At 41.2% G+C, this 13,316-nt stretch carries 10 protein-coding genes; 7 read left to right on the forward strand and 3 right to left on the reverse strand.

Translation table 11 applies throughout. The annotated features are described in order from the left end of the window. Nucleotides 1–253 precede the first annotated feature (253 nt). From H6G28_RS26560 to H6G28_RS26570, 3 genes are all read left to right on the forward strand, one after another. Entirely contained in the window at nt 254–1,390 is a 1,137-nt protein-coding gene (locus H6G28_RS26560; protein WP_190675466.1) for a pre-peptidase C-terminal domain-containing protein, read from the forward strand. 90 nt (nt 1,391–1,480) lie between these two features. Beyond that, nucleotides 1,481–1,978, forward strand: coding sequence for a hypothetical protein (locus tag H6G28_RS26565; protein ID WP_190675468.1), 498 nt, complete (start codon nt 1,481–1,483; stop codon nt 1,976–1,978). Nucleotides 1,979–1,984: 6 nt separating this feature from the next. Further along, the gene (locus H6G28_RS26570) at nt 1,985–2,446 is read left to right on the forward strand and encodes a protein tyrosine phosphatase family protein (protein WP_190593065.1); all 462 of its coding nucleotides are present in this window, start codon (nt 1,985–1,987) and stop codon (nt 2,444–2,446) included. A 402-nt stretch (nt 2,447–2,848) separates the two neighbouring features. On the opposite strand, the gene H6G28_RS26575 is transcribed toward H6G28_RS26570, so the two are convergent. Beyond that, nucleotides 2,849–4,051 carry an AAA family ATPase gene (locus H6G28_RS26575; RefSeq protein WP_190593066.1) on the reverse strand — a complete coding sequence of 401 codons (1,203 nt, stop codon included), beginning with the start codon at nt 4,049–4,051 and terminating at the stop codon, nt 2,849–2,851. 523 nt (nt 4,052–4,574) lie between these two features. On the opposite strand from H6G28_RS26575, the gene H6G28_RS26580 reads away from it, so the two are divergent. The 3 genes from H6G28_RS26580 (at nt 4,575) to H6G28_RS26590 (ending at nt 6,839) form a co-directional block, all read left to right on the forward strand. Continuing rightward, nucleotides 4,575–5,081 (forward strand): DUF411 domain-containing protein, encoded by a 507-nt coding sequence (locus tag H6G28_RS26580; RefSeq protein ID WP_190593067.1) that lies wholly within the window; start codon nt 4,575–4,577, stop codon nt 5,079–5,081. Between the two features lie 345 nt (nt 5,082–5,426). Continuing rightward, nucleotides 5,427–6,053, forward strand: a complete 627-nt coding sequence (locus H6G28_RS26585) for a Uma2 family endonuclease (protein WP_190675470.1) — start codon at nt 5,427–5,429, stop codon at nt 6,051–6,053. Nucleotides 6,054–6,107: 54 nt separating this feature from the next. Further along, complete coding sequence (locus H6G28_RS26590; RefSeq protein ID WP_190675472.1) at nt 6,108–6,839, forward strand: HEAT repeat domain-containing protein; 732 nt, start codon at nt 6,108–6,110, stop codon at nt 6,837–6,839. A gap of 79 nt (nt 6,840–6,918) precedes the next feature. On the opposite strand, the gene H6G28_RS26595 is transcribed toward H6G28_RS26590, so the two are convergent. Next, on the reverse strand, nt 6,919–8,805 hold the full coding sequence (locus tag H6G28_RS26595; RefSeq protein WP_190675474.1) for an ABC transporter ATP-binding protein: 1,887 nt from the start codon (nt 8,803–8,805) through the stop codon (nt 6,919–6,921). A 312-nt stretch (nt 8,806–9,117) separates the two neighbouring features. Between H6G28_RS26595 and H6G28_RS26600 the strand changes: the two genes are divergently transcribed. Then, nucleotides 9,118–12,345, forward strand: a complete 3,228-nt coding sequence (locus tag H6G28_RS26600) for a leucine-rich repeat protein (protein WP_190675476.1) — start codon at nt 9,118–9,120, stop codon at nt 12,343–12,345. 239 nt (nt 12,346–12,584) lie between these two features. Here H6G28_RS26600 and H6G28_RS26605 read toward each other — a convergent pair whose 3' ends face one another. Next, nucleotides 12,585–13,130 carry a single-stranded DNA-binding protein gene (locus H6G28_RS26605; protein WP_190675478.1) on the reverse strand — a complete coding sequence of 182 codons (546 nt, stop codon included), beginning with the start codon at nt 13,128–13,130 and terminating at the stop codon, nt 12,585–12,587. Between the last annotated feature and the right edge of the window lie 186 nt (nt 13,131–13,316).

Here is a 13,316-nt window from a genome sequence, read left to right on the forward strand (position 1 = left end):
TAAAGTTTCCGGTATTTTCCTGATCATCAAATAATTAATATACAAGTATCTCACTGATTTAAAATTTGAAATCCTCGAATTTGCTTGTTGATTAGTAGTATGATAACTACTGTTGCTGACTAGTTGTGTATCAATTACGAAAACAGTGCTGAGTAATGAAGACAACAAATAAAAGTTTAGTTATTTTGAATTAAAAAACTTATTTATCTCCAGACTGTGAGAATTTTAGACAAATTAAAAACAGGAGTGAAATATGGCAGTCAAACAAAACCGAAAATCCCGCAGCAGAATGAATTTAAAGTTATTGATTGCTGTGAGTAGTGTTGCGATCGCTAGTCATATCCTACCAATCAATGCCTTAGAAATACACCCCATTTCTCGACAATTCCAACTGGCGAAAACACCAGACGAACGCCAGCCAGAAGCAGTACAACAAGGAATTGAGCAAATTCCAGTAGCAGAACCGCCTGTCACACCACAACGCACAGAATCTATCAATTCACCTTTACCAGTGCGTGTCCCAGCGCCAGAAACTAACCCAAACCTTCAACCAACCGCGACTAATTCCACTCCCGAAACATCTCCAGCAGCAAGTAACCCTACACCGCAACCATCACAAACTCAGTCTGTATCCCCAACACCAAACACTAACTCCACCAGAGGAAGAAACTCTAGAACTGTAGCTGCGGCTAATTCTCGTACACCTAATTATCGAGACATCAACTTTGTCGATATTGCCTTTGGGATTCTAGATAAAAGAGATTTTCAAGCACAAGGCAGAGCATATCATTTCTATCAGTTTGAAGGTAGAGAAAACCAATTAATTCAAATTCGCCTGTTAGGTAGTGCAGATAAAAGACGTTCTAATAACTTAAGTTTACGTCCTTATATGTTTCTCCTCGACCCCAATAATAACGTTATCCTCAAACGAGGCGGTGGTGAGACAGAAAGAGATGCTTTTATTTTTGCACGCTTACCTGTGGCGGGTGTATATACAATTGCTGTGACTAGCCAAAACCCTGGAGATACAGGCCGTTATAGTTTGGCGATTCGAGATGATCGAGCCAGCTACATTTTAGACGAAACTGGAGAACTCAGCCAGCAAAACTTAGTTCTAAAACAAAACGGAACTCCCTACAATGTGAAAGAATTTCAAGGTAAAAAAAATCAATTGGTGAGTATTCGTGTAGATAGTTTAAATGAAGAATTTTTACCTTATATAGTTTTACTGGATGCTCAAGGACAAAGAATTGCTGCTAATAGCGATCGCAATGGTAAATATAGCACCCTCATTGACCGCGCAAGATTACCTGAAGATGGTACTTATTATATAGTTGTCACCTCTAGCAATCCTAACCAACGTGGTAATTACCGATTAACTTTATTTTAAAATCGGTTACAAATTAAACAAGGTTGACAATACCTCTAAATAGGGAAATATTGTCATACCTTGTTTAACCATCAAAGAATATTAAAAAATATGCGATCGCAACATGAAACAGAGATTTTTGCGACATTAATTGAAAATTACAGCATAGCAGGAGAATATCTTTTAGAAGATTCCGGTTCGGTGATTACTAAAACTAGTCTTAAGGATATTACTTGGGAAAATCTGCGGATTAAGGAAACAGAAATGTATGGTATGAGAATTTTAGGTTTTCCTGAACTCCAAAAAGATACTTTTGATAATTGGATATCGGTTAACACTCAACCTTCCTTATTAAGTTTATGGATTAACAATCCCAAAGTTAATTTACTGTCTCGCGCCGAGTATCACAACCTTTTCAATCAAGATGATCATAGATGGTCTATGTTCTATACATTAACTCGTCCAGGTCTTTCGGATGATTTTTCTCAAGCGTTAATTCAACTGACTGCTTTTTGTCCCATAACACCACAATATGGCAATTTGCTATATATGGAAAGAACTGGCAATAAATGGGAAACTAAATTATCTTATGGGTTATTTAATCAATAAAGATTTATGTCGGTTAAAAATCATCTCGCAGAAATATATAATTTCCTCCAAATATCAGATACAATTGCCACTTCAGGACAACCAACCGCCGAACAATTTGCAGCCATCAAAGCAGCAGGCTATCAACTAATAGTTAATTTAGCCTTACCAACATCAAGCAATGCTTTAGCCAATGAACAAGAAATTGTTGCATCTCAAGAAATGCAGTATATACACATTCCCGTAGTGTGGGAAAATCCGACGCTAGAAGATGCGACAAAGTTTTTTGGTGTTATGGAAACAAATTCAGATAAGAAAATCTTTGTTCACTGCGCTGCTAATATGAGAGTCTCAGCTTTTATCTATCTTTTTCGCCGCATACATCAAGGTGTAAGTGATGCAGTCGCCGAACAAGATTTACATAAAATTTGGGTTCCGAATGAAGTATGGCAGAAGTTTATCCAACAAGTATTAAATACCTATCAATAGAAGTCAGTAAAGAACTAATACCATCAAGAAATATAGGAATCTGGTTTGATTTCTGAATTTATTTGTGTAGGTAGGGAATAGGGAATGGGGAGTCGGGAGTAGGAAAGAAGCCTGATCTGAGTTTACTGATTTTTTTCCCAAATCAAATATAGGAATCCGATTTGATTTCTGAAAAAATCTAAGTAGATGTAGTAACGCACCAAAAGCCTTGGTAGCAGGTGCGTTACGCTATCGCTAACACACCCTACGTATCTGTTCAAAAATCAAATATTAGTCCTATATAAGTCCTATATGTTTGTAATTAATAGTCTTTTTCAGGGGAGATTTAGGGGCATATTTTAAGGTTTAAAATTCACTAACTGAACCTTTACTACCCCTTGTCCCTAAATCCCACCACTTAATTTATACAAATTTCTGTGTAAATTCCGCAATCAAATCCACCCGTCCTTTGCGTAACATAGCCGGGTCTAATCTTTCTGTGGTGTTGCAAGTCATCAATACTACTAACCTCTGCTTCATTTGCAGCCCAGATTCATCAATGACGCTTTGGTATAAAGTACCATCCAACAAACTCAAAATATGTTCGGTTTTGTTATTAGATTGGGCAATTTCCGAAGCACGATTTTGCGCTAAATTATCAGCCTCGTTAATGATAATACAAATCCGTTCTAAGTAAGTAGGCGGGACAAAATTAGCGATCGCATCATGATCCAAAATAAATATCACAAACCCCAAGGGCATGAGAATTTCTTTGGCTACGGCTTGAGTCCAAGCAGTTTTACCTGTACCCGGTTCCCCATGTACCACCACCGCTAACTGATTTTGATTCAGAACCGCTTGCTGTAAGCTATCGGTAAAGCTTTGAATATCGGCGGGAAATGTCCGAATGGGGAATTGGCTGTGAACCTTACCCACACGACTTTGATAGCCACTTAACATCACCGCTAAATCGTAAGTGGCTTTGTTAACTAGTGGTGCTAAATCTTTAGCCATTAAAGTATACTGTCGCCTGCCGCGATCGTAAGGTTCAATTTGCAACCAAAGATCATACATTTCCCAATAAGCATTGACAGTATTGACAACATCTAAACGTTCCCAACTGACAAACTTCTCCACAGGAAAATAAAAATCTCGCTCAGAGTAATACTGAGTAATTATCGTGGGTCTACCTAATATTTGTAAGACTCTGATAACAGTAATTTCCTGTAAGCGATTCAAAACATAATCAATAGGTATACTGTTACGACTCACAAATTGTAATATCGGTGTTTCTGTACTCAAAACATCTTTGTAACGATGGTCTGGTGACTGGGGATCTGGTGTAACATAATTCCAAAACTTTTCTACTTCATAACGAGTATTTTCTGAGGCGACAGCAAATAAGTTTGCCCACCAAGTAAAATTATTTCTCCCCAAAACTTCACTGAATGTGCTGGCTAAATTAAAAGTTTTTTGGGCAAATTCCTTAGTGTCATTCTGCGCCAGTTGCCATAAAAATTCCCAATCTAAATCTCTTTGTAATGGTCGCCAACCACTAGTGAGTAAGTTTTGCTGTTTATTGTTATTGGATGTGCTTTCGTTACCACTAAAATAATCAAATTCCATATTTTTACTTTTTGTAAAAATGTTTGCTCAACTATAGCAGTCTTATTTGATTTCTCAACTACTTTTAAAGGTAGATACTAGTCAGTAGGGAGTAGGAAGTTGGAAATCAATTTATTATTTACAACTCATTCAAGAATGCTATGTGTATATCCAGTCCAAGAAAAATTACTTAACTTAACCTTTCTCATTAAATTGATACAAGACTTAAAATTTTGCTGAATGAACAGGGACGATAACTACATACTACAAGTATAGTCAGTTTTTTTTATGGCAAGCAGGTAGATACGAAATATCTTCATGTTACAGCGTAATACAAATGGTCGTCAAGGTATTTTCTCTTTTGAATATTAAGTAATTTGTACAACCAGTATTCCCACTTTTAGACCACATCTCTACAAATTGGACTGTAACTTGGTATAACTTGAGGCTTAGAGCCAGTTGATGCTAACTGTATGATAGACAAAGTACCACTAAGCAAAAAGCTGCCGTTGTTGGAACTTATTAAAAAGAGGTATCAGAAATTATGAGTAAAATCCTACATATCTGCCTAAGCATAATCATTATTGCTGTAGTTAGCATAACGAGTAATTCGGCATCTGCGATCGCAGCTAGTATTTGGGACAACGAAACAGAATCTTATGCCGGTAAGCAAGAAATCATAGTTTATCGTAGCCCTAGCTGTAGCTGCTGTGGAGATTGGTTAGAGCATATCCAAAAACATGGTTTTAAAATCAAGCAAGATATCAAAACCGACGAAATAGAAGCAATTAAACAAAAATACAACTTACCCCCAGAATTTGCCTCATGTCACACCGCAATTATTGACGGCTATGTGATGGAAGGTCATGTTCCGGCTGATGACATCAAGCGTTTTCTCAAGCAAAAACCCCAACTTGCCGGTTTAGCCGTTCCAGCCATGCCTGTAGGCACACCAGGAATGGAAATGGGAGACACTAAACAGCCATTTTCTGTAGTTGCATTCAATAAAAACGGCGAACTACAAGTATTTAATAGATATGAATCTTATTAAAAAACTTGCAGTGAAAATAGGGAGTGGAGAGTGGGGAGTAGGGAGTAGGAACAAGAAATTTTGGCTTTGCATAAATGCGGGATGAAGTTTTATGATTTCACATTTAACACTCCTGCTCTTTGCGCCTCTGCGTGAGACAAAAATTATCATATAGGACTGATATTTGATTTCTGAAAAAATCAGTACACTCAGATCAGTCTTCTTTCCTACTGCCGACTCCCCATTCCCTATTCCCTACCTACACAAATAAATTCAGAAATCAAACCGGATTCCTATATTAATTAGCAACACTGAAATTCTTATGCCTCTTGATGATTCTCCCTCAAGAAATATCTTGTAACTGGTATGACCATCGCAATCAACCAACTCACCCAACAGCAACCACTCAGCTTTGACGAATTTCTCGCCCATTATAGCGATAACAACCGCTATGAACTGATTGATGGAGAAGTATTCGACTTGGAACCAACAGGCTTACATGAAGAAGTTGCAGCCTTCATTACCACCAAAATATGTGTCCAAATCGATGCAAAAAACTTACCTTGGTTTGTCTTGCAACGAGGATTATTACGCCCTCACAACACAGGTATGACAGCATTTCGTCCTGATGTTGCAGTTATCGATCGCAATCAACTTACTCAAGAACCACTTTGGTCTGATCAATCAATTTTAACCCTGGGTAGTTCGCTAAAATTTGTCGCAGAAGTTGTTAGTAGTAACTGGCAAAATGATTATGCCCGTAAGCTAGAAGATTACGCAGTTTTAGGCATCCCCGAATATTGGATTGCAGACTACGCAGGTTTAGGTGGTACTCGACACATTGGCAAACCCAAACAACCAACCTTATCTATTTGTACCCTAGTAAATGAAGAATATGAAATTCAGCAGTTTCGAGGTAATCAAACCATTGTTTCTCTAACATTTCCAGACTTAAAACTAACAGCCGAACAAATATTGAGGGCTGGGAGATAAAATTTATCATAAAAATATTTCGGTTATATTTTTAAAATCACATCTAAATCCTATATGAATCTTCAAGAAGTCAAGCATCAATTTCCAGAAGCGGCGGGTGAAATTGAAATACTGGAAAGCCTCGGTTTTGCTTCCCGCAGTGCGGATTGGATTGATAGCCTTGACATTGAACAAGCACAAACAGCTTGTTGGTTACTAGGCAGAGTAGGTAATGCTCAAGATGCTGATATTTTAATCAGTATTTTGTCTAGTCAACGTTCTGAATTATGGATGCAGGCGGCAACATCCTTGAGTTTAATTGCGACTGAAAAGCATCTCAAATCTTTATTGTCGATTTTATCCAATAGTTCTGATCCTATACAACGAAATAGTGTGGTGTATGCGCTGGCTTTTCTATCAAATTGCGAAGTCAATCAAGAAGTGATTAGTGCATTAACAGAAGTAGCCGCTAACACATCTGAAACTGCTTTTATCAGGGCGCAAGCATTAGAAGGAATTGGTAATAAACTCTCTCATGAATTACCAGCGCATCTATATCAGCAAGCAGTAAATGTCATTATTCAAGGGTTAGATGATGCTGAAGCTGAAGTGAGATTTTGGTCATGTTTTGCTGCGGGTGCGCTTAACATCCAGGAGACATTACCCAAGTTGGAAATATTGGCGCAGACTGATAAAACAATCGTACCTGGGTGGTGGTCTGTGGGTGACGAAGCCGAAGATTCAATCACTTTGATGAATGGAGGCGAACCACCACTACGTGAACCTTACAGTTTGCCTAGTAATTGACAACATTACTATAGTCTTGAGAATGTTGGGTTCCGTTCCTCCACCCAACCTACACCTAGAATCATAGCTGTAAATGAAATCACATAGTTCCCACTTGCCGACTGCGTATGCGTTCTGGGCTACCTGTAGGAATGGAGGCAATTAATTTTTGTGTATATGCTTGTTTTGGTTCGCGGTAGATGCTTTCGGCTGTGCCTTGTTCGACGATTTGACCGCGATTCATGACTAAAATGCGATCGCTCATAAATTTCACTACACTCAAATCATGGGAAATAAAGATATAAGTAAGTTGAAATTCATCTTGTAATTCTTTCAACAAATTCAATACTTGCGCTTGTACCGACACATCTAGCGCCGAAACTGATTCATCACAAATAATAAATCTGGGATTTAAAGCCAAAGAACGGGCAATACAAATCCGTTGACGCTGACCGCCGGAAAACTGATGGGGATAGCGATTCATCGCATCTGGACTCAAACCCACCCTTTCTAATAATTCCGCCACTCTGTCGCGTCGTTGTTTCACTGTTTTACCCACAGAGTGAATTAGCAACGGTTCCATAATTGCGTCGCCAACTTTTATCCGGGGGTCAAGGGCGCTAAAGGGATTTTGAAAGACAATTTGCATTTCCCGCCGGAGTCTCTGCAATGCTTCACCCTTCAACTTGGTGATATTCTGCCCATCAAAAATAATTTCACCACTTATCGGTTCAATTAATCGCAACAAAGTCCGACCGAGCGTCGTTTTCCCACAACCAGACTCACCCACCAACCCTAAAGTTTCCCCTGGTTTGACATCAAAAGAAACATCATTAACCGCCATGTTGTAGCGTTTTGTCCCACCAAACACTCCCCTTACCGGGAAACCAACTTTCAAATTGCGGATTTGCAATAAAGGCGGTTTTTCTTGCAGATTTATCAAGCGAGTATTAATTTCTTCGGGTGTGACTTCTGGCGGCTGTGCTGGTTCTTTCGCCTGAATTAATAAATTTCCGTTGGCTGTTTCCTCCACACTCATATAATCTGCAACCGTCAGTAGTTTGTGAGGACGACGGTTAAGTGTGGGGCGACATGCAACTAATCCTTTAGTATATGGATGTTGGGGATTACTAAAAATATCTGCGGCTGCACCATATTCCACAATTTTACCTTTGTACATCACCGCCACTTTATCGGCAATTTCTGAGATTAATCCCAAGTCGTGGGTGATGAAAATCAACGCCATCTCGCGGGTTTGTTGTAATTCTCCCAACAAATCAATAATTGTGGCTTGCACCGTCACATCTAAGGCGGTGGTTGGTTCATCTGCAATTAACAGCAACGGGTTACAAGAAATTGCCATTGCAATCATCACCCGTTGCAACTGTCCGCCAGAAAGTTGGTGTGGATAACGGTCGAGGATGGCTTCTTTATGCTGTTTTACCAACTGCGCCAGTTTGTAATCATCTGGTGTGGGTGAATGGGGGTTAGTTTGCGGCCAAGTTTCGAGATATTGTTGTTTGATGAGTTCATCACTAGGCAGAAGTTTTACTTCCTGTAGACCTGCGATCGCAATTTGCCTAGCTTCAGTTATCGAAACATTTTGATGGCGCATAATCGCTTCCGTTAGCTGAAACCCAATCGTATAAACCGGGTTCAGCGAACTCATCGGTTCTTGGAAAATCATCGCCAAGTCACCGCCACGGTGTAGCTGCATTTGTTCCGGCGGTAACTCGACTAAATTAATCGGCTTGGCTTCTGGCTGCTGACGAAACCAAATTTCTCCACCACTCACTCTACCGGGAGTTTGTAACAACCCCATAATTGCAAGGGAAGTTACAGATTTGCCACTTCCCGATTCTCCTACAATTCCTAGAGTTTCCCCCCGATGCAATTCAAAAGAAATTCCATCTACAGCTTTGAGACTGTTGTCATCACTGGAAAATTCAACTTGGAGATTGCGAACCTCTAGGACAGTTTCACTCATAGGAGTTGCGTATGGATTTCACAGAAAATTATTTGGATTTTAGCAGTTGTTGAGATACTATGCTGGCAATCTGAAGTTTTTGCTCATTGTAGCTTGATGTCACAAATAACCCGTCAGGCTTAACATAAATATGCTTTTTCAGGGCCAGGAACGCATTCAGGAGATGGTTTTGGCAGCGTTTTTCGCTCTTTGCATTGTTTACTATTTTTAGGAATGTTAGGCTGAGATTTTCTGATGAAAGCAACTGTATATTCTTTTACAGAGAATTATTCTGGCTATTACTCCGAGTTTGGTAGTTAAAAGGATTTGGTCATGGCGAGAGATGAGGCTTACAGGGAAGCAGCGCAGCGCATTGAACAAGCACGGCGAGAGGGTGCATTAGAACTCGATCTCAGTAGTATGGGACTTACTGAAGTACCAGAAGCGATCGCATCCCTAACTCAGTTGCAACAGCTTGACCTATCCAGTAATGAACTAACAGAATTGCCAGAGGCGATCGCAAATCTTACTCAGTTACAAACACTTTACCTCTTTGGAAACCAACTGACGGAACTACCAGAGGCGATCGCAAATCTTACTCAGTTACAAACACTTTACCTCTCCAACAACCAACTGACGGAACTACCAGAGGAGATCGCATCTCTAACCCAGTTGCAACAGCTTGGCCTTTCTGACAACCAACTCACGGAACTACCAGAGGCGATCGCATCTCTGACTCAGTTGCAACAGCTTGACTTCTCCAGCAACCAACTAACAAACTTGCCGGAGTGCCTGGGGCATCTCACAAATTTGAAGAAACTTCATGCTTGGAACAATCCACTCACTACCCTTCCAGCCAAAATTTCTGAACTGTTCAACTTGGAAACTTTTAGTTTCAATAGTTCCAAGATAACCGAACTACCATCAACAGTTTTTCAACTGAAATCGCTCAAGTGGCTCGACATTAGTGGCTACGAAAATCTAACCGTCTTGTCTAAAGCCATTGGAAATCTAAACAAATTGGAGAGACTGGATCTAACAAATAGTAAAGTCACGAGTATTCCTGAAGAAGTTGGTTCACTGGGCAATGTAAAAATTCTGGGACTTTCAAATAACAATTTAATTGACATCCCAACGTCTCTGGCACAGCTTCAGCATTTGGAGAAGCTTGACCTCGATGGCAATCCTCTTAACTCCGACCTTGCCTCTGCCTACGAACAAGGTACTGAAGCTGTCTTGCAATATCTACGCGCAAAAGCAGAGGAGCAGGTGACTCTAAACGAAGCCAAGCTCATCCTGATTGGTGAGGGTGAAGTAGGCAAGAGCTGTCTTTTGGGTGCATTACGAGGTGATGAATGGGTAGACGGTCGCCCCACAACTCACGGCATTGAGATTAAGCCTGTAATCGTCACCGATCCTGACACGCGCACAGAAATCACATTGAATGGTTGGGATTTTGGCGGTCAAAGAGTTTATCGTCCTACACACCAGTTGTTTTTCAGTGCGCCAGCCGTGTATCTGGTAGTGTGGAAACCACGGGAAGGCCCCCAGCAGGGCTTTGTCAAAGAATGGATTACGCTAATCAAAAATCGAGAACCGGATGCAAAGGTGTTGGTTGTCGCAACTCACGGCGGCCCCGGACAACGACAACCAGATATTGACAGACAAGAAATTTTAAATCAATTCGGCAGCGATACGGTGCTTGGTTTCTTCCATGTAGACAGCAAACCCACCGATGAAACTCAGTCTTGCTCTGGACTGGCAGAATTAAAAGATACTATTGCGCGTATCGCCGCATCTCTACCCGAAATGGGGCGTTCTGTTCCCGCAAAATGGCAGCAGGCGCGAGAAGCCTTACAGAAAAGCGACAAACCCTATCTGCCTTACGATGATGTGATTGCCATCTGCGCTGAACACGGCATTGATGAAAAACAAGCGGAACTGTTTCTTCGCATCTCCCATACTCTAGGGCATTTCATCCATTACCATTACGACCCAACACTGCGGGATATTGTCATCCTCAAACCCGACTGGCTGGCAAAAGCAATCAGCTTTGTGCTGGATGATGAACTTACACGCAAACGCAACGGTTTAGTAGAATTTGACCATCTCAGCGAGTTGTGGAGTAATCCTCCATTTGCAGGCGAGGAAGGCTACCCGAAAGAACTCCACCCCATCTTTCTGCGACTGATGGAACGCTTTGATTTATCTTACGAAGTAGTTTTCAATCCGGCAGAACCCAGCAATACCAGCCTGATTGCTCAACTCGTTCCTGATACACCCCCAAACAGTTTACCCAATTGGGGAGCGCAACCAGAATCCGGAGACAGACAACAGGTGCAAATCTGCCGCATAGTGGACAGTCGTGGACAGTTTGAAGTGGCAGAAGGTTTGTTTTATAAGTTAATTGTCCGCTTGCACAAATACTCTCTGGGGCGGACGAATTACGAAAACAGCATCCACTGGCAACGAGGTTTAATGCTAGATAATGACTATAATGGTCGGGCTTTGCTGGAGTATGTTGGCAGTGATGTCAAAATTACAGTCCGGGCGGCTTATCCCGAACGCTTCCTGTCTTATCTTACAGAAGAGATTAAATGGCTAGTGGAAAACTTCTGGGAAGGTTTGCGATGTAATGTTATGGTTCCGTGCATTGCACCTTGCAGCATGAATGCACCTGGACACGGACTATATGAGGTACAAAAACTCATTGAAAGCAAAAAGAAAAATCGCCATGAGTTCCCATGTCCCGTTTCAGGCTGCGGTGAATGGCAAAACATCGATCAACTGCTGAATAACGCACCGACTACTCCAGCGCCATCTCAAAACATTGGCATTGATCAGTTTCGAGGTATTGTGCAAGAAGAACTAAAAGTCATCCGCAGAGATTTAGTTATCTTAGATCGTCGAGATGAAGAACGCTTTCAGAAATTATCTCAAGAGCAGCGCATTATTTTAAGCCAAATCGATCAGCAGTTTGCCACATTCATGCAGATGCTCACCGATGAAGCAAAAGACGGCCCGCGCTTGTTCAGCTTTAAGCCCGTAGATCCGAAATTTTTCGATCGCCCAAAATGGATTAGTACTAAGTTTGAAATCACCCTCTGGTGCGAACACGCCCGTTTACCACTCCCCACCTTAAATCCCGACAACCCAACCAAAGGCGTTTATGAATTAGAGTTACCCCGTGAGTGGTTCACTAAAGCAGCCCCCTTTCTTAAACTGTTGACGACAACTCTCGGCTTAGTCTTACCTGTCGCCGCTTCTGCAACTAAGTTGATGCTTGATGAAACCGCATACAAAGGCATTGAAGAACAACTCGATTTAGGACAAAAAACTACCGAGTCTTTCTTGAAAGGAAGTGACCCAATTTTTACTGGACAATCTAAGAGCGAATCTTCTTTCTTAGAAGGCGATGCCATCCGCGCCCAAGGCTCTATTTTACGAGAATTACACGCCCTTTTGAAAGGAAAAGACCCTAGTTTCGGCGGTTTGGAAAAGGTGCAGAACAAACGCCGCGAATTTCTCTGGGTTCATCCTCAGTTTGTGGATGAGTATTAATAGGAGGCAGAAGTTAAAAACATTACTGGGCATTGCTGAATCAGGGGAAGAATTTTGATGTATTGGAAATTTTTAACTCCTTATTCTCTCTGCGCCTCTGCGTGAGATAAATCATCCCGCAATTATGCAACGCCCATTAATGTTGCTAACATTCACGCTTTTAAAATGTCCTAATTTATATGCTCTTAACCCTTTCCTCTGCTCCTCTGCCCCCTTGTAGCCTGAATGATAACTCCTGTTTAAAACGGAATATCATCTGGATCTGGTTCTTCTGCGGGCGGTGTATAGCTGCGCTCAAAATTGCTGGGTTGATATACTGGTTCAGGGTTTTTGACTGGCGGCGCAACACTAACATTGCTCGTAGCAGGTGCGGCTGTTGGGCGGGGTGAATCATAACTGGGAACCTCAGCTTGAGTATATGTTGCAGCTGAAGTTGCTGGTTGTGAATAGGTTTCTGGGACTGATGAAGTGTAAAGACCTTTGCCTACAGGATGAATGCGTTGTACTGTCAGTTCAGCACGTTTTTCTTTAAAACCTTCGGGACGGCGCTCAAATGTGATCATCCCTAAACGGCCTTCTATAATAACGCGATCGCCTTGATGATAATTTTGCTGCACCTCGGTAGCTAAATTTCCCCAACTCACCACTTTCAAAGTTGCTGGCGGATCTTCCGGGCGCTGGGAGTTAGAAAACTGTACTAGCATTTCTGTAACTGCCAAATTATCTGCCGTGTAGCGTAATTGCGGCTCTTGAATAATATCTGCCATTAAAACGCAACTGTTCATTGAATCCTCCTAATCTCAATAACTCCTAATCTTTAATTCGTAATTATGAATTAACTTATAAACTTCCTATTGTGCGTTATTTCTAGCATAAAAGCCAAGCGATGGCATTGCACACTAGTCATAAAACTACTGGCTACCTTCGCCTGACTAAAACGAGCATTGATTCCTGCATGAGTAGTATAATTG

This window comes from Nostoc sp. FACHB-190 (assembly GCF_014696905.1).
GTDB lineage: Bacteria > Cyanobacteriota > Cyanobacteriia > Cyanobacteriales > Nostocaceae > Nostoc_B.

Bases quoted from the DNA above. Each gene is read 5' to 3' on its own strand.
- H6G28_RS26570 (WP_190593065.1), top strand. From the start codon at position 1,985: ATGTCGGTTAAAAATCATCTCGCAGAAATATATAATTTCCTCCAAATA.
- H6G28_RS26605 (WP_190675478.1), bottom strand. From the start codon at position 13,130: ATGAACAGTTGCGTTTTAATGGCAGATATTATTCAAGAGCCGCAATTA.
- H6G28_RS26600 (WP_190675476.1), top strand. From the start codon at position 9,118: ATGGCGAGAGATGAGGCTTACAGGGAAGCAGCGCAGCGCATTGAACAA.
- H6G28_RS26560 (WP_190675466.1), top strand. From the start codon at position 254: ATGGCAGTCAAACAAAACCGAAAATCCCGCAGCAGAATGAATTTAAAG.
- H6G28_RS26595 (WP_190675474.1), bottom strand. From the start codon at position 8,805: ATGAGTGAAACTGTCCTAGAGGTTCGCAATCTCCAAGTTGAATTTTCC.
- H6G28_RS26575 (WP_190593066.1), bottom strand. From the start codon at position 4,051: ATGGAATTTGATTATTTTAGTGGTAACGAAAGCACATCCAATAACAAT.
- H6G28_RS26580 (WP_190593067.1), top strand. From the start codon at position 4,575: ATGAGTAAAATCCTACATATCTGCCTAAGCATAATCATTATTGCTGTA.
- H6G28_RS26585 (WP_190675470.1), top strand. From the start codon at position 5,427: ATGACCATCGCAATCAACCAACTCACCCAACAGCAACCACTCAGCTTT.
- H6G28_RS26590 (WP_190675472.1), top strand. From the start codon at position 6,108: ATGAATCTTCAAGAAGTCAAGCATCAATTTCCAGAAGCGGCGGGTGAA.
- H6G28_RS26565 (WP_190675468.1), top strand. From the start codon at position 1,481: ATGCGATCGCAACATGAAACAGAGATTTTTGCGACATTAATTGAAAAT.